The 16,125-nt window shown below is 66.2% G+C and carries 17 protein-coding genes and 1 pseudogene; 12 read left to right on the top strand and 6 right to left on the bottom strand.

What is annotated here, in order from left to right; genetic code table 11:
* Positions 1-7: 7 nt before the first annotated feature.
* Positions 8-784, bottom strand: coding sequence for an orotidine 5'-phosphate decarboxylase / HUMPS family protein (locus tag APS40_RS10125; protein WP_055046928.1), 777 nt, complete (start codon positions 782-784; stop codon positions 8-10).
* A gap of 33 nt (positions 785-817) precedes the next feature.
* Positions 818-2,152 carry an MFS transporter gene (locus APS40_RS10120; RefSeq protein WP_055046927.1) on the bottom strand — a complete coding sequence of 445 codons (1,335 nt, stop codon included), beginning with the start codon at positions 2,150-2,152 and terminating at the stop codon, positions 818-820.
* A gap of 96 nt (positions 2,153-2,248) precedes the next feature.
* Here APS40_RS10120 and APS40_RS25595 point away from each other — a divergent pair.
* Positions 2,249-2,808: pseudogene (locus APS40_RS25595) on the top strand (ParB-like protein).
* A gap of 83 nt (positions 2,809-2,891) precedes the next feature.
* On the top strand, positions 2,892-3,242 hold the full coding sequence (locus APS40_RS10115) for a RidA family protein (RefSeq protein ID WP_055046926.1): 351 nt from the start codon (positions 2,892-2,894) through the stop codon (positions 3,240-3,242).
* A 362-nt stretch (positions 3,243-3,604) separates the two neighbouring features.
* Here the strand turns inward: APS40_RS10115 and APS40_RS10105 are convergent, their stop codons facing one another.
* A complete protein-coding gene (locus tag APS40_RS10105) occupies positions 3,605-3,949 on the bottom strand; it encodes a DUF2934 domain-containing protein (RefSeq protein ID WP_055046924.1) in 345 nt (114 codons plus the stop codon).
* A 196-nt stretch (positions 3,950-4,145) separates the two neighbouring features.
* On the opposite strand from APS40_RS10105, the gene APS40_RS10100 reads away from it, so the two are divergent.
* Both APS40_RS10100 and APS40_RS10095 read left to right on the top strand, forming a co-directional pair.
* Complete coding sequence (locus APS40_RS10100) at positions 4,146-5,531, top strand: FAD-containing oxidoreductase (protein WP_055046923.1); 1,386 nt, start codon at positions 4,146-4,148, stop codon at positions 5,529-5,531.
* 306 nt (positions 5,532-5,837) lie between these two features.
* Positions 5,838-6,167, top strand: a complete 330-nt coding sequence (locus APS40_RS10095; RefSeq protein WP_156342900.1) for a hypothetical protein — start codon at positions 5,838-5,840, stop codon at positions 6,165-6,167.
* 39 nt (positions 6,168-6,206) lie between these two features.
* On the opposite strand, the gene APS40_RS10090 is transcribed toward APS40_RS10095, so the two are convergent.
* From APS40_RS10090 to APS40_RS10080, 3 genes are read right to left on the bottom strand one after another with little or no spacing between them, the layout of a single operon-like run.
* Positions 6,207-6,824 carry a hypothetical protein gene (locus APS40_RS10090; protein ID WP_055046921.1) on the bottom strand — a complete coding sequence of 206 codons (618 nt, stop codon included), beginning with the start codon at positions 6,822-6,824 and terminating at the stop codon, positions 6,207-6,209.
* The gene (locus APS40_RS10085; RefSeq protein WP_055046920.1) at positions 6,821-7,444 is read right to left on the bottom strand and encodes a hypothetical protein; all 624 of its coding nucleotides are present in this window, start codon (positions 7,442-7,444) and stop codon (positions 6,821-6,823) included. Before APS40_RS10085 ends, APS40_RS10090 begins: the two co-directional genes overlap by 4 nt.
* Positions 7,431-8,216, bottom strand: a complete 786-nt coding sequence (locus tag APS40_RS10080; RefSeq protein ID WP_055046919.1) for a hypothetical protein — start codon at positions 8,214-8,216, stop codon at positions 7,431-7,433. The genes APS40_RS10085 and APS40_RS10080 overlap by 14 nt, the downstream gene beginning before the upstream one ends.
* Positions 8,217-8,450: 234 nt before the next feature.
* Here APS40_RS10080 and APS40_RS10075 point away from each other — a divergent pair, with 234 nt between their 5' ends.
* From APS40_RS10075 to APS40_RS10040, 8 genes are all read left to right on the top strand, one after another.
* Positions 8,451-9,698 (top strand): DUF3422 family protein, encoded by a 1,248-nt coding sequence (locus tag APS40_RS10075; RefSeq protein ID WP_055046918.1) that lies wholly within the window; start codon positions 8,451-8,453, stop codon positions 9,696-9,698.
* 221 nt (positions 9,699-9,919) lie between these two features.
* Positions 9,920-10,372, top strand: a complete 453-nt coding sequence (locus APS40_RS10070) for a c-type cytochrome (protein WP_082434317.1) — start codon at positions 9,920-9,922, stop codon at positions 10,370-10,372.
* A 147-nt stretch (positions 10,373-10,519) separates the two neighbouring features.
* A complete protein-coding gene (locus tag APS40_RS10065; protein ID WP_055046917.1) occupies positions 10,520-11,569 on the top strand; it encodes a LysR family transcriptional regulator in 1,050 nt (349 codons plus the stop codon).
* A gap of 82 nt (positions 11,570-11,651) precedes the next feature.
* Entirely contained in the window at positions 11,652-13,400 is a 1,749-nt protein-coding gene (locus tag APS40_RS10060) for a pyrroloquinoline quinone-dependent dehydrogenase (protein ID WP_055046916.1), read from the top strand.
* 84 nt (positions 13,401-13,484) lie between these two features.
* Positions 13,485-14,090, top strand: a complete 606-nt coding sequence (locus tag APS40_RS10055) for a c-type cytochrome (RefSeq protein WP_055046915.1) — start codon at positions 13,485-13,487, stop codon at positions 14,088-14,090.
* A 3-nt stretch (positions 14,091-14,093) separates the two neighbouring features.
* Positions 14,094-14,846 (top strand): hypothetical protein, encoded by a 753-nt coding sequence (locus APS40_RS10050; protein WP_055046914.1) that lies wholly within the window; start codon positions 14,094-14,096, stop codon positions 14,844-14,846.
* 17 nt (positions 14,847-14,863) lie between these two features.
* On the top strand, positions 14,864-15,622 hold the full coding sequence (locus APS40_RS10045) for a pentapeptide repeat-containing protein (RefSeq protein WP_055046913.1): 759 nt from the start codon (positions 14,864-14,866) through the stop codon (positions 15,620-15,622).
* Positions 15,619-16,122 (top strand): thermonuclease family protein, encoded by a 504-nt coding sequence (locus APS40_RS10040; protein ID WP_082434315.1) that lies wholly within the window; start codon positions 15,619-15,621, stop codon positions 16,120-16,122. Before APS40_RS10045 ends, APS40_RS10040 begins: the two co-directional genes overlap by 4 nt.
* Positions 16,123-16,125: the final 3 nt, after the last annotated feature.

The raw sequence follows: 16,125 nt of genomic DNA, 5'->3' as shown, positions 1-16,125 counted from the left end.
CGCTTGCTCATACGGCGGCCTTAACCCCGGCGATGAAGGCGGCGATATGGTCGCGAATCTCGCCCGGCGGGTCGGCATAGCGCGCCTGAGCGTCCGGGAGGCCGAGGTTGCCGCTGATGACGAAGGCGCGGAGGCCGGCCTTGGCGAGCGCGATGGCCTGCTCGAGGTAGAGGCCGCCGACCACCTGCACCGAGGCGACGGCGCCAACCCGCTGATGGACCGCCGCAACCGTGTCGGCGAGATAGCTCGAGTGGAACAGGCTGGGGTCGGCGCGGCGAGCATCGAGCTGCAGGTGGGCGCCGATGCCGTCGACACCCGCATCGAGCATGCGCAGCGCCACTTCGACGGCTTTGTCGGCCGGACCCTGGTGCGGCAACAGGATATCGGCGAACACCAGGCGCGGCAGTTCCGGGTTGGCTCGCCGGTATTCGTCGCGGACGGCGCAGATACCACGGGCGCTCGCCTCGCCGGCAATGGCGAGGAAGTCGATGATGTTGCCGCCGCCCTCGAACACCGAGCGGGCCTCGAAGCTGCCGCCATCCATGGTCTTCATGTCGGCGAGCAGCAGGGCCTCGGGGAAGCGGGCGCGGAAGGCGGGAACGACGTGCCTTACCCCCTCGGTCTTCAGCAGCGGGGTGCCCATCTCGACGAGGTCGACGCCGGCATCGAGCGCCGCCTCGGCGACCGCCAGACCCAGCGGCAAGTTGTCGGTATCGACCGAGATCTGGAAGCTCAGGTCGGTCTTCAGGCGGTCGATGACGCGCGTGGAGGCGGGCGTGGGCATGGTGCTGTCGGATCCTCGTTCGGGAAGCGCCGCCTATTGCGCCGGCGCGGCTTCGGGTTCGCCTTCGCTGGGGCGGGAATAGACTTCGGAAAGCTGGCGATAGTATTTCGAACGGAAGGCGATGATGGTGATCACCACGCCGAGTATGCCGGCGAGGGTGAAGACCAGGGCGATGCCGCGGGCCGGGCCGGTGCCGAACCAGCTGCCGATCAGTTCGGCGCCGAGCCCGACGGTCATGAACGGGATGAAGACGAACTCGGCGAGCGGTCCGATCAGGAAGGCGGTGAGCGGCGAGGCGGCCTGCTCGACGGACTGGGCGAAGCCGAAGACGCGGCCCTGCCGCTCCGGCGGCACCACCTTCTGCAACGTGGTGTGCTCGGCCGCCTCGGCATAGGGACCGAGCAGCATCCAGACGAACATGCCGGCGCCAAGCAGCCAGATCGAGGGTTGCAGCGTGAAGACGCAGCACACCGACCAACTGACGAGGTTCACCAGCAGCAGGGTACGAAGCGGCTTCTTGCCCAGCCCGGTCCTGGCGATGACCAGGCCGGAGATGATGAAGGCGGTGGAGAGCACGCCGAACAGCAGGCCCCAGACTTCCACCGAGACGAGCGACAGGCCGTAGGCATCGAGCAGCGCCATGAAGATGCCGCCGAGGAAGTTGTTGAAGGTCGCGAACAGGATCAGCGCGAACAGGCCGGGGACGGCGCCGATCACCTTGATGGTGCCCTTGAGATCCACCCGCTTCGGCTCGGCCGGCGTTTCGGGGTCGGGCTCGGCCCGGCCCTCGTCGATCCTGACCAGGCTCAGGTGAACGAAGACCAGCGCCGTTGCCACCAGCGCCAGCACCATCACCGCCAGCATGCCGCCCCAGGCGACGAGGAAGCCCGAGATCACCGAGGTGGTGAGAAAGCCGATACCGCTGACCATGCCGACGAGGCCGTTGGCCTTGTCGCGGCGATCCTCGGGGATGAGCACGGTGACGAGGGTGGGGAGCGCGATCGAGCGGATATTGCCGGCGATGACGCCGAGCATGACGAGCAAGACGAAGACCCACAGCAACGCATCGTAGGGATTGGTGAAGCTCCGAGGCGGCGCCAGCAGCAGCACGGCCAGAGCCAGGGCGTAGAAGATGGCGGAGACGACGCTCGAGCCCAGCATCGCCAGCTTCTTGGAATTGTGGTCGACGATCGAGCCGAACCAGATGCCGAACGCGGCGGTGAACACCAGGTAGACGCCGGCGATCATGCCGGTGGCGAACACCGAATGGGTCTCGAGATAGACCCAGAAGGTCAGCGCGAACCACACCGTGAAGTTGGTGACGTTGGCAACGAGGTTGTTGCCGAGGATCTGGTGGAAGGGGCTCATGGGGAACCGGAGGGTTGGAGGGTGAATGGGTAACGCATTTCGGCGCCAACGGAAACCGCCGGCCGGCATCGCCGCGCCGGTCCGCACCCGGGTCTTGTGATCATCGGAACAGTGAGGAGGCGGCTGGCACGCATAAGTCTCGCTACACCACTAACCCTGACAGCGCGTGTCAGTATTGGCGACAGAGCGTCGTTTCATCGCGCAAAGCACACCGCTGCTGGATGGAGGTGGTTGCCTCGACGGGCGAACGGCAAGCTTGTGAGCAGAACAGTCGGATGCAGCGATGAGCGCGGGCAGCAGGTGGAGATCGTAAGAGGGGGGGAGCACGTGCTGGTCAATCTCGTGGCGGACCTGAGCGAGCTGGAGCGTCCCGCCTTCCGGACCTTCATGGATAACCGGAACTGGCTGCATCCGTTCGAGGCGCATGGCCGGCACCAACCCTATGGGGGAACCCCAGACATATCGAGGACCCGGCCGACGACCCCTATCGCTCGCTGGCCGGGGAGCTGCGGCGTGCCGGGGGCTACGCCAAGGGCAGCATGCCTGCGCAGAATTCCTCTGGGCCGACTACCCGCGGCGACAAGTCCGCGGCGCTGCAGCTGGCGCATGCGCCGCATGCGTCATATCTGCCGGGCTGGGCCGGACCCGAGGTCTGAGCAAGCAGGTGCGGCGGAAGTTCTGCTTCCTACCGCGGGACGCAGCCGCTACAGAGGCTCCGCCATTCTTTGAGGAGCATTCGATGAGCATCACCCGTCACCAGCCCGGCAAGCGCATGAGCATGTCCGTGGTCCACGGCAACACCGTCTATCTCGCCGGGCAGGTCGCGACCGACTATGACGGCACGATCGAGAAGCAGACCGGCGAGGTGCTGGCGACCATCGACAAGCTGCTGGCCGAGGCCGGCACCAGCAAGTCGAAGGTGCTGTTCTGCCAGGTGATCCTCAACAACATCAGCGACTTTGCGGCGATGAACAGCGTCTACGACGCCTGGATCGACCCGGCCAACCCGCCGGCGCGCGCCTGCATCGAAGCGCGGCTGGCGCATCCCTCGCTGAAGGTCGAAATCATCGCCATCGCAGCCAAGGACTGAGCCAACGGCCCCCGCGCGCGAAGGGCATTGGCGCTAGCTATCGCCGGCGAGCTGGGATTGTCGCTGCTGTTCGCCTCGATGATCGTGGCTTACCCCTCATCCGGCCCTTCGGGCCACCTTCTCCCCGACGGGGAGAAGAATCCGGAGAGCGCGGCGATCACCTCTAGTCCTCTCCCCGTCGGGGAGAGGGTGGACCGGCGAAGCCGGGACGGGTGAGGGGTACGGGCACCAGCTCATCCGACCACCATCCTCTCCCACGCCGACAGGTCGTTTACCCGCTAAGCGGGTTCGCTGGTTCCCTCGGCTGCGCCGCAAACGCAAGTTACCGCGTTTTCGCGGGAAATGAGCCGGCGCGACAACCTCTACTTCGCCTGCCTGGCCGCCACCGCCGCCGCGCGCGGCTTGGTGGCCGCTTTCTTCGTCGGCTTGGCTTCCGCCTTGGCCTTGAGCGATTTCCCTTCCTTCGGGGTTTTCGACTTCACCGCTTCGGGAATGGCGCCAGGGCTCTTGCCCTTGCCGGCCTTGGCTACGCCCTTGGCAGTGGCTTCGGCATAGGCCTGGGTGGCCTCCTGATGGGCGCGCGACCAGTAGTGGTCGTGCTTGCCGTCGGGCCGACCGTCGGCTTCCCACATGTAGTAGGCGCGCTGCCGGATGGCGTCCTCGCTGACCATCGCGGCGGCGTCGGCTGGTTTCGATTTGGCGGGCATTGTCATTCCCCGAGCCATGGGGCGCGACCGGGATGGCGCGCCAACCCTGATTGCAGACCAGGTGAGCCTAGCAGCCTGTGCGGCCGAGGCGAAGGGCCGTCGATGCAGGCGAGCTATGAACGAAGCTCCGGGCGGCGCAGTTCCCCCGGACCGAGCCTGCCGCTAAGGTCTCCGCCCCAGCCAGCGGAGTGTTGCCATGAACCGATCGTTCGACGCCATCGTCATTGGGGGTGGGCAGGCGGGGCCGTTCCTCGCGGCGCGGCTGGCGGCGGCGGGTCGGCAGGTGGCGCTGATCGAGCGCCGGCATATGGGCGGCACCTGCGTCAATGACGGGTGCCAGCCGACCAAGACGCTGGTGGCGAGCGCACGGGTGGCGTGGCTGGCGCGGCGGGCCGCGGATTTCGGCGTGCTGACCGGGCCGGTGCGCGTCGACATGGCGGCGGTCAAGGCGCGCAAGGACAAGGTGGTGCTGGCTTCGCGCCAGGGGCTTGACGACTGGATGGGTTCGACCGAGGGGCTGACGGTGCTGCGCGGCTCGGCGGCATTCGTCTCGCCCCATGCGGTAGAGGTGAATGGCGAGCGGCTGGAGGGCCGGCAGTTCTTCCTCAATACCGGAGCCCGGCCGGTGGTGCCGGACTGGGCGGCGCAGGTGCCCTATCTGACCAACACCTCGATCCTCGAACTCGCTACGCTGCCCAAGCACCTGCTGATCGTGGGCGGATCGTATATCGGGCTCGAATTCGCGCAGATGTATCGCCGCTTCGGCGCCGAGGTGACGGTGCTGGCGCGTGGCGCGCAGCTGGCCGGCAAGGAGGATGCCGACATCTCGCGGACCATCCGCGAGATCCTCGAGGGCGAAGGCATCCGGGTGATCACCGAGGCGAGCTGCATGGCGGCCGAGCGGCGCGGGGACGGGGTGGCCGTCAGCTATCGCGCCGGCAGCGCAACGGTGGAAGGCAGCCACCTGCTGCTGGCGGTCGGCCGGGTGCCCAATGTCGAGGATCTTGCGCTGGATAGGGCCGGCGTGGCGCTCGATGCCGAAGGCTACATCGCGGTGGACGAACGACTCACGACCAACCAGCCGCACATTTATGCGCTCGGCGACGTGAACGGGCGCGGCGCCTTCACCCATACCTCGTACAACGACTTCGAGATCGTGTCGCAGAACCTGCTCGACGGCGCCGATCGCAAGGTGAGCGAACGGGTGCCGGCCTATGGGCTCTACATCGATCCGCCACTGGGGCGGGCGGGGATGAACGAGGCCGAGGTGCGCACCTCGGGCCGACCGGCGCTGGTGGCGGTGCGGCCGATGACGCGGGTGAGCCGGGCCAACGAGCGGGCGGAAAATCTCGGCTTCATGAAAGTGTTCGCCGATGCCGAGACGCGGCAGATCCTCGGGGTGGCGCTGTTGGGGATCGAAGGCGACGAGGTGATGCAGTCGCTGCTCGAAGCCATGGCGGCGGGGGTCACGGTCGACACCATCATCGGCACCATGCACGTGCACCCCACGGTGAGCGAACTGGTGCCCACCCTGCTCGCCGATCTCCAACCGCTGCACCAGGGCATTTCACCGCCGGCCTGACTGATCGTCCGTCGGAGCTGCGAAGACACGGACCCCAGGGGTTGGCCCGCCCCCGTGCCTAATCACCGGGTCATTCCCTCTGTTTTGCCCGACGCACCATGGCAAACGGAGGTCCCCGCTTTCGCGGGATGACCCGGTGATGGGCCGGTAAGGTGGTGCTGAGGTCCCTCGCTCTCCCCGGCCGATCAACCTGGCCGTGAACGCTCCAGGGCGTCTTTCCTGTGCGAGCCCTCGCCGTTGCCATCTGGCGATCAAAATCGGCGTGCCGAATTGACACCGCAACGACCCGAATCAATGGTGGGGGGCATGGGAGAGGCAGCACTCAGCGATACGGTGATCTCGTTCCGCCTGAAGCGGGCGGAGGAGTTCGCGCGGCAGTGGAAGATCAACGCCAAGCGGCTGCAGGGCCTCGCCAATAACCCGCAGACGCCCGACTCGGTACGGGCCGACGCCTTGGGCGAAGCGCGCACCGCGGCGGGCATTGTTGGGCAGCGGGCGGCCGATCTCACCGAACTGGCGAGGCAGCGCGGCTTTTCGGCCTGGGAGTCCGATCCCAAGGTGGCGCCGCTGGTGGTCGAGATCCGCGCCGTCGAGCACGCGCTCACCTATGCGGCCGACGCGTTGAGCAAAGCCTGAGGGCCCTGCTCAACGGCTGTGGCGGTGCCGGCTCGCCGGCTACTGGCCCATCCGGATGACGGCTTTGTCGGGCAGTGCGACGGGGGGCATTTCGGAGAAGGTGAGGGCGCTGGGGTCGCCGATCTTTTCGGCGCCTTCGCCGCCACCGCCGGCCGAGAGGTTGGCGTTGCCGTCGGTGTTGATGGCGCCCTTACCCTGCTGCTGAGCGGTCTGCGCGGCGTTGGTCTCGGCGTTGCCGGTGGCAGCGAACTGGCCGAGCACCTTGCCGCCGCCCTCGATCTGCTGCTGGGCCGACGCGACCTCGGTGGCGATCTCGACCTTGTAGGGCACTTCAAAGGCGCGGGGCGGACTGATGACGATCTGGCGATCGTCGACTTCCTCGACCCACAGGTAAATGGCGCCGGGCAGGTTGTTGAGCTTGTCGGGCTCGACGATGCGGGTGGCGAGCAGGCTGAAGCGCTTCGGCATGGCGCCGGAGCTGGCCCAGCCGACCAGCCCGGTCATGGTGAAATAGAGCACCAGGACGGCGCCCAGCGTCACGACGATGGCGCCCGCCTTGATCCACCACTTCCACAACGAGGTGAGATTGAGGCTGAGCAGCAGCAGCGCCAGCAGCAGGAACAGCGCGATCGCCCCGACGATGACCAGCGGGCTCACTTGCGGACCGCCTGGATCAGCGAGACCGGCACGGTATTGATGTTGCTGACCGTGCCGTCCTTGTCGAGGGTGAAGCGGACCACGGTCTTCTCGTCGCCTTTGTGATCGAGAACCAGCGTGTCGTAATAGACTACCGACAGCTTGGGATTGATCTTTTCGAGCTTGACCGTCACCGGCACCGCGGCAGCCGAGGGGTTGGTGAAGTGATAGATGTTGACCGCGTAGTCGCCGGGGACGATGCCGCGGATCGACACCGTCTCCTGGTTCAGCGCGATGTGGTGGGTGACGCCGTTGACGGTGACTTCGTCGAGGTAGTTGCCGCGATCGTCACGATCTAGCGTGACGAAGCCCTTCTGCATCGAGTGGTACCAGACGACGTTGCCGGTGGGGTCCTGCACATAGGTGTCGATGTCGTCGTCGTTGTCATCGGGCCAGGTGGTGGTGATGATGAACTCGGCATTGGTATCGATGATGCCCGACTTGGCGTCCGGCCGGATCAGCGCGAAGGCGACGAACACCATCATGGTGAAGCCGAGCAGCACGTTGAACAGGATATCGGTGAAGGGGACGAACGTGCCGTCGTCGCTCTCGCCGCCGGTGAAGAGGCTAGGCCCGTCCATCGTGGCTCCGCTCGATCGCCGGAACGACGTAGATTTCGGAGACTTCGGCGATGCCCGAGAACAGCTCGCCGATGGCGCCGTCGAGCTGGAAATACTGGAACTTGAGGATCAGTGCGGTGCCGATGCCGGCGACGGTAACGTTGAGCGCCACCGCCATGCCGCCGGTCATGCCGCTCAGCGCGCCGCGCAGCGTCTCGGCATCGAACGAGCTGAGGCCGGCAATCGGGATCAGCATCAGGATGAAGCCGATGGCGGTGCCGAGCAGCGCCAGGCGCAGCAGGCCCTCGGAGACGAACAGGCCGATCTTCTCGCGGGCCCGCAGCTTGTCGGCGACCGAGCGCAGCAACAGGGTCTGGTCGAGCCGACCCTGCCCGCGCATCTCGGCCTTCCTCACCAGGTTGCCGACGTGAGTGGTGAAAACGCCGGGCGCCAGCAGGGTGCCGGCGCCGGTCAGCACGTTGTTGCCGGCGAGACGGAAGCCGGAAGCCCCCTCGGCTTCGATGACGGCGCGGGCGCGGCGCGCGGCGATCAGTTCGCGGCTGATGTCGATCGCCTGCACCAGGCAATGCAGGCTGGTAATGACGAAGATGGCGAAGATCAGCAGCGAAATGCGGGTGTGGTCGGATTCGAGCACCGAGCCGAGGAAGCCGAGCTGCCACAGGGTCAGCAGCCCGATGGCCACCAGCACGTTGACGATCAGCCAGCGCAATACGGGGTTGTAGTCGCGCCGTTCGACAGGCGGTCCGATGACCGCGGACTTAACGTCGTCCAAAACCCTTCCTCCAGACCCGGGCGGCTCGCCTCGTCCGGGACGGTGAGCGCATTCATTCAGGTTGCCGCCACCGCTAGCATGGCGCGCCAATCGCCTCTGCCTATGCATCGCATTGGAAATGCCAACGTCGGTCGACGCCGGCGCGACAAAGTGGCGATTGCTGCGCCAGCCGACAGCGTTCAGGCTGGCGGCATGGGCGGATCCCCCTCGGGGACAGTTGAGAGGTAGCGGGCAGTGACTGAGTGGCGCGAGCACAGATATCGGCGGCTGATCGATGCGGAGACGCATGCCCGGCCGGTGCTGGGAATGACCCCGCCGATCCGCATCCGGCGCCTGGCCTTCATGAGCGCCGATGGCGGCAGCGACCTCAGGGCGGTGCATGTCGAGATGGCCCGGGTGGCGGGCGTGGCCGAAGAGGGGCCGGCCTGGGCCCGGCAACTGGCGTTCGAGCGCGAGGGCCGGCAGGTGACCTGGGAGCTGCACAACGAATTCGCCACCATCACCTGGAGCGGGCCGACCGACGATTGGGAGGCGAGGCCCGCGGGGATCGGGCTGGAGCTGCATGAGAAGCTGCTGCTGGTGTTCGCCACCCGCATCGACGTGATGCCGACTGAGACGATCGCCGAGGCGGCGCTCGCCGGCTTCAACCCGCTGAGCCTCTGCTATTCGTCGATCTTCGATGACGGAGCGCAGGCGGCGACCGATTTTCACCTCGACCAGGACGGCTTTACCCGCTTCGAGGTGGCGGCCGGGCGAAGCGGCGCGCTCAGAATCGGCGTGATCGTACGGCGGTTGCTGGAGATCGAGACTTACCGGACGATGGCGCTGATCGGGCTGCCGCTGGCGCGCGAGGCAGGCGGCCGGGTGTCGGACTATGAGCGGCAGCTGGCCGGGATCATGCTCGGGGTGGGCGAGGGCAGCGACAGCGCCGAGGATCACCAGCAATCGCTGGCGGCGCTGCACAAGCTCAGCCTCGATATCAGCCGCACCGTCGAGGAGACAAGCTTCCGCTTCGCCGCGACGCAGGCCTATGGCGAGGTCCTGGCCGAACGGCTGACCCGGCTGCGCGAGCATGCGATCGGGGAATTCACCACCATCGAGCGCTTCCTCAACAACCGGGTGCAGCCGGCGCTCGCCACCTGCAAGGCGATGGAGAAGCGCCTCAGCGCGCTGACCGACAAGGTGCGGCGGTCGATCGAACTGCTCGATGCGCGGATCACCCTGTCGATCCAGACGCAGAACCGCTCGGTGCTCGACGCCATCAGCCAGACCGGCCGCAGCCAGTATCGGTTGCAGCTGACGGTCGAAGGGCTGTCGATCATCGCCATCTCATATTACGCGCTGGGAATCCTGGGCTATATCTTCGAAGGGCTGCACGAGGTGCTGCCCTTCACCAAGGGCGAGATGCTGGCGGTCTCGGCGCCAGTGGTGGTGTTGCTGGTGTTCATGGGGATCCGCAGGTTACGGAGCCGGCATTCGTAAATGCCGACTGCAGGTCGCGGTCCTCGCCATCGGCTCTGCCGGTCCGGCGAGAGAGGATCAAGCAAGCCATGTGCCACCGGCGCTCGGCGGGGCCGGCGTGAGCGTGGTTTTCAGCCCCCTGCGACGTGCAGTCGCTTGACTTGCAACCTTTGTGCCCGCCAGAGATTGGCCCATGTGACTGAGCCCGCGGGCGCGTCCCGCGGCTGTTTGGAGGAATACGAATGAAAGTTCTGGCTCTTGGTTTGGTGATGTCGGCCCTGCTCGCGGGATCGGCCTTTGCCCAGGGTGACGCGGCGGCGGGCGCCAACGTGTTCAAGAAGTGCGCCTCCTGCCACGCGGTGGGAGAAGGCGCCAAGAACAAGGTCGGTCCGGAGCTCAACGAGCTGTTCGGCCGGGTCGCCGGCACGGCGCCCGACTTCAAGTACTCGCAGGCGATGACCGATGCCGGCGCCGGCGGCCTCGTCTGGACATCCGAGACGCTGCACCAGTTCCTCACCAAGCCCAAGGACTTCGTGAAGGGCACCAAGATGAGCTTCCCGGGGCTCAAGGAGCAGGCCGACATCGACAACCTGGTGGCCTATCTGCAGACCTTCTCCACCGCCCCGGCGGCTGGCGAAGCTGCCGCTCCGGCGGCGACCGATGGCGCTGCCCCGGCCGCACCCGCGGCGCAGTAAGTCGAATCTGACAGCGTTATCAACGCCCTCTCCGGAAACGGGGAGGGCGTTTTTCATCCCCCGCAAATGGGGGGTATGCGACCTTATATTGCCTTATCGAATGTGTCGTATTGTGATGACATAGGCGCCCACCATTCCAGGGCCACAATGGATATCACCCTCAAGCAGATGCAGATTTTCCGCGCCGTGGTGATCGCAGGATCGATCACCAAGGCGTCGCGGCGCGTCGGGCTGAGCCAGCCCTCGATCAGCCAGCAACTGGCCAAGCTCGAGGAGCGGCTGGGCACGCAGCTGATCAATCGCAACCGCACCGGAACCGTCAGCCTGACGCCGTCGGGCGAGTACTGGTTCAAGTTTTCCGACGAGGTGCTCAGAAAGTTCGACCAGGCGATCGACGAGCATGAAAAGCGCTATGTCGACAGCCGGGTGTTCCTGAGGATCGGGCTCAGCCCGACCCTGCGCGGCCGGTTTCTGTCGGCCGCGGCGCGCATCGCCAGCGAAGAACAGGGCTTTGCCAAGTTCGAGGTCAGCTACTCGACCACCAGCAGCGAACTGGTGGAGCAATTGCGGCTGCATCAGCTCAACTGCGTGATCGTCAACGACGATGCGCTGGCCGAAGACCGGTCGAGCTTCGCCACCGCGTTGCTGTTCCGCGATCCGATGGTGCTGCTGGTGCCGGCGGAACTGCCGCCCGGGATGGTGGAGAAGGCGCTGGCCAAAGGAGTGAAGGCGAGCCAGCTCGACCATTCGCTGACCCGCTATGTCGAGATCAGCGCCAATGTGCCGATGCGGCCGGTCTCGGATGCCTGGTATCGCGCCAACCTGCCCTATGCGACGCCGGCCTTCTCGGCGATGACCTATGTGGCGGCGACCGACATCGTGGCCGAGGGCCTCGCGACGACGCATGTGCCGCTGTCGCTGGTGCCGAGCCTGCCCAACTCGGTCCGCTCACGCATCAGGATCTACACGCTGGGCGGAATGGATCGCTCCATCGTGCTCGCCATGCCCAAGCACCTGATGACGCTGCCGGGTTACGCGAACATCTTCAGGCGGCTCACCGACTTCTGCCGGCATGAATATGCCCAGAACGTCCCCGCCGATACCGTACTGGAGCTGCCGGTGCCGGAACGCGTCCGCGCCGACAAGGAGGTCGCCGGGCTGCGCGTCGCCGCCGGGGTGCAACAGAATTTCCAATAGATGACATAGGCAAACTTCCCCGCGCATCGGTCTTATGTGGCGCCGGAGTGCCAACAAGAACCGATCCTGAAGGGGGAGACGAATGCACCTGAAACACCTGATGTCCGTCATGTTGGCGGGCAGCATGCTGGTCCTGCCGGGGATGGCCCTGGCTGCGGACGTGACCGCCGCGCGGCTTTCCGCCGCAGGCAGCGAAGCGGAAGCCGGCAACTGGCTGATGGTGCACCGCACCTATGACGCGCATCGCTATTCGCCGCTGAGCGAAATCACTGCGGAGAACGTCTCGGGGCTGAAGCTTGCCTTCGCCGTGCCGCTCGGCGGTTCGGAGCCTGCCGGGTTCGGCGCCGGCTCGATGGAAGCGACCCCGCTCGCCAAAGACGGCTTCCTCTACATCACCGACCCGTGGGGCACGCCCTACAAGATCGACGCTTCGGACGGCAAGCAGGGCAAGACCGTGTGGGTCGGCGATACCGGCGTCGACAAGGATCCGAGCCGCGGCATCCTGCTCGCCTCGCGCGGTCTGGCGCTGGTCGACAACCTGGTGATCACCGCGCTCAACGATGGCCGCGTCATGGCGTTCGACGACGAGACCGGCGACGTGGTCTGGGACCAGCAGGTCGGCAAGGAGCCGGGTGAAGGCTTCACCAACGCGCCGCTGGTGATCAAGGACAAGATCCTCGTCGGCCAGTCCTATGGCGACTGGGCGACGCGCGGCTGGGTGGCGGCGCTCGACGCCAAGACCGGCGAAGAGGTGTGGCGTTTCTACACCGTTCCCGAGCCCGGCCAGCCGGGTTCCGAAACCTGGCTCTGCGACCAGTCCGGCAACCCCGATTGCTGGAAGACCGGCGGCGCCGCGACCTGGGTGACGGGCTCCTACGACGAAGCCTCCAACACCACCTATTGGGGCACGGGCAACCCGGTGCCGATGTACGATCCGGAATATCGTCCGGGTGACAACCTCTACTCCAACTCGACCGTGGCGCTCGACGCTGACACCGGCGAGCTGAAGTGGCACTTCCAGTACACCCCGGGCGACTACATGGACTATGACGAAGTCGGCGCGCAGCTGCTCGTCGATGCCAAGGTCGATGGCGAAGACCGCAAGGTGCTGGCGCATTTCGGGCGCAACGGCATCTTCTACACGCTCGACCGTACCAATGGCTCGTTCATTGCCGCCAACCCCTATGTGTCGAAGCTGAACTGGACCAAGGGCATCGACCCCAAGACCGGCAAGCCGGTCGAGTATGATGCGTCCAAGCCGTTGCAGGTCTATGCCAACGGCACGATGCGTCGCGGCGGCGAGACGGTGAATACCTGCCCGAACATCCAGGGTGGCATGAACTTCTGGCCTCCGGCCGTCGACAGCTCGAGCAACATCGCCTACGGCGCCGGCATCGAAGGCTGCTCCGACCTGACGGTCGAAGCCAAGTCGCCGGAAGACGTGGCGCCGGGCGCCAGCACCTTCACCGGCGGCGCGGCCGCTGCCTCGGGTGCGCAGACCGGTGCGATCTTCTCGTTCGACGTCACCACCGGCAAGCAGGTGGCCAAGATCGAGCGTCCGTATCCGAACTATGCCGGCGTGATGACCACTCCGGGCCTGGTGTGGACCGGCGAGATGGATGGCACGTTCGGCGCTTATGACGCCAAGACGCTCGAGCAGAAGTGGTCGATCAACATGGGTGGCACGTTCAGCGCCCCGCCGATCGCCTTCAAGATCGGCGACAAGGAGTATATCGCGATCGCCGCCGGCGGCAGCCCGGTGACGACCTTCGGATACCCTGAACTCGCCAATCGTCCTGCGGCCAACGTCCTCTACGTGTTCTCGCTCTGACAGCGGGCCGAGAGCATCGCCGATAGTCAGATGCCGGGCGGTTCCACCGCCCGGCACAGCTCATTGAAGAAAGAAACTCGAGAGATGTCGTTCCTGTCCCGGAAATCCGTGGCACTGCTGCTCGCGGCAGGCCTCTTCGCCGCCACGCCGCTGGCGATCCTCGCCGCCCAGTCGCCGGCCGCTGCGCCCGCCGCCGAGGCGGCCGCCCCGCAGGCTCCTGCGGCCGACGCAGCCGCGGCCGAACTCGATCCGTTGCTGGCGGGCGCCGATGTCAACCGCGGCGTCATCGTCTATGGCAGCCGCGGCGGCAACTGCGTCTCCTGCCACGGCTGGGATGGCAACGGGTTGGGCAAGAACCCGCGCTCGGAAGGCAACGCGGCGCTGCTGCGTGACTCCGGCCTCGATGCGCAGGGCTTCATCGAAATCATCAGCTGCGGCATCCCGGGCACGGCGATGCCCTATCACGATGCGCAGGCCTACAAGGATGACCGCTGCTACGGCATGAAGGCAGCCGATTTCGAGGCCGGCCAGATGCCGCACAAGGGCAAGTCGCTGAAGAAGGAAGACATCATCAGCCTCGTCGCCTACATCCAGACCCACATCCAGGGTCAGCCGAAGGCGACCTACGAGGATTGTGCGTTCTACTTCGGCGCCTCGGCCGAGAAGTCCTGCGCGTTCCTGAAGAAGTAGGCCATGCGGCTCGGTCTTCTGCCGCTCTCCATCGTCTTGTGCGGCGTGCTGGCGGCGACCCCGCCGGCACTGGCGCAGTTCGATGCGAACCTCGTGCCCAGATACACCATCTGGGACATCAAGTTCGGTGAGCCGATCAGCCAGATTCCGCCCGCCGAGATCGCCGAGATCGCCTGCGGCACCAATGGCGGGCCGCCCTCCACGCCGCTCAAGAGCTTCGCCGAGTTCGAAAAGTGCGCGGCGGAGCCGAGCGGGCTGCACGAGGTCTACTTCACCAACGACGACGAGGCCGACACCATCGCCAAGGCACTGGAGACCGAGTACCGCGTCATGCAGGGCGGCAACTCGATCTATGCCCACCCCGTCGTGTTCTCGGTGCTGATCGATGCCGGCGGCATCGCCCGCGGTATCCGGGTGGTCACCGACGAACGGGCAAGCGACCGCGAGCGGCGGGTGGCGATGACGCTGTCGCGCAACCTCAAGTCGCGTTACGGACGCTGGGCGCAGAGCTGCGAGGATTTGCCGCCGACCGACGGACAGCTGCCAGTGGGCAAGATCTTCGTCCACGAGATCTGCACGGCCGACAGTCCGGAGGGCGACGCGCGAATGCGGCTCGAGGCCACCTATTTCCGCAAGAAGGGTCAGACTTCGATCAACCTCGAGACCCAGCAGGTCAACAAGAACTACTTCCAGTCGGCAACCCGGCTCGAAGTGGTGCAGAAACCCTACGAGCCGGATACCCGGCCGGTGCGCTGAAGGTGAGGGGCATACAGATGATGCGAAAGACGCTGTTGGCGCTCCTGATGCTGGCGCCGGGCGCGGCGCTGGCGAGCCCGGCGGACGAGCTGCGCAGCGGGACGCGTCAGGAGTGCCGCGGCTGCGACCTCAGCAATGAGAGCTTCAAGAAGCTCGATCTTGCCGGTGTCGACCTGAGCGGCGCCAATCTCAGCAATGCCAGCTTCCACCGCGCCAACCTCAAAGGCGCCAACCTTTCAGGGGTGATGGCGGAAGGGGCCAACTTCAACCTCGCCGACCTGGCCGGGGCCGACCTGAGCGGCGGGCACTTCAAGGACGCGATGTTCTACGAGGCGCAGCTGTCGGGCGCCAGGTTCAGCCACGCCGATCTCACCGCGACGCGCATGCAGCACGCCCGGCTGACCGGCGCCGACCTGAGCGGCGCCGATCTCGACTGGGCGGTGATGAAGGAGGTGCGGCTCAACAATGCCGATCTCTCAGGGGCCTCGCTGGAGCGCACCAACTTCGAGAAGGCGAGCCTGGGCCGTACCAGGTTCGACGGCGCCACCATCACCAGCGCCGGCTTCCTCGAGGCGAGCGCGCCGGGGGCGAGCTTCAAGCACGCGAAGGTGTCGCTGACCGACTTCTATGGCGCTTCGCTCAACAATGCCGATTTTGCCGGCGCGGTGCTGAGCGACAACCGCTTCACCCGTGCCCGGCTGAAGCTCGAGCAGCTCGCCGCGGCAACCTACATACGCAACATCCTGCCGGACGGGCGGGTGCAGGAGACGCAATGATGAAGAGCAGACTGAGCCTTGCGGCGCTGGCGCTGACGCTGCTGGTGTCGGGCGCCGCGGCCGAGGAAGTGGTGAGCGGCGCAGCCAAGGTGGTCGATGCCGACATCATCATGGTGGACAAGCAGCGGGTGATCCTGTGGGCCGTCGATGCGCCGGAGCGGCCGCAGAAATGCTATGTCGGCGAGCTCCTGTGGGATTGCTACGGCGCAGCGCGCCAGGCGCTGGGCGAGCTGATCGGCTCGGGCGAGGCGAGCTGCACGCTCACTCCGGGCGAGCCCGACAAGTTCAATCGCCGTTACGGCGTCTGCACCTCGGCGGGCAAGGATATCGGCGCCGAGCTGGTGCGGCAGGGGATGGCCCGGGCTTTCGTCGAGCAGGGTGACGACTACCTGGCCGAGGAAGAGGAAGCCAAGGCGGCCCAGATCGGGGTGTTCCAGCCGGGCGCGAAGATCGATGCGCCGTGGGAATTCAGGAAGACCGATCCGAGGAACTATCGTTAACTG

Origin of the sequence: Devosia sp. A16 (assembly GCF_001402915.1) — a bacterium.
Taxonomy (GTDB): domain Bacteria; phylum Pseudomonadota; class Alphaproteobacteria; order Rhizobiales; family Devosiaceae; genus Devosia_A.
The sequence above is the reverse complement of the archived record's forward strand: the minus strand, read 5'-3'. Positions and strand labels throughout refer to the sequence as shown.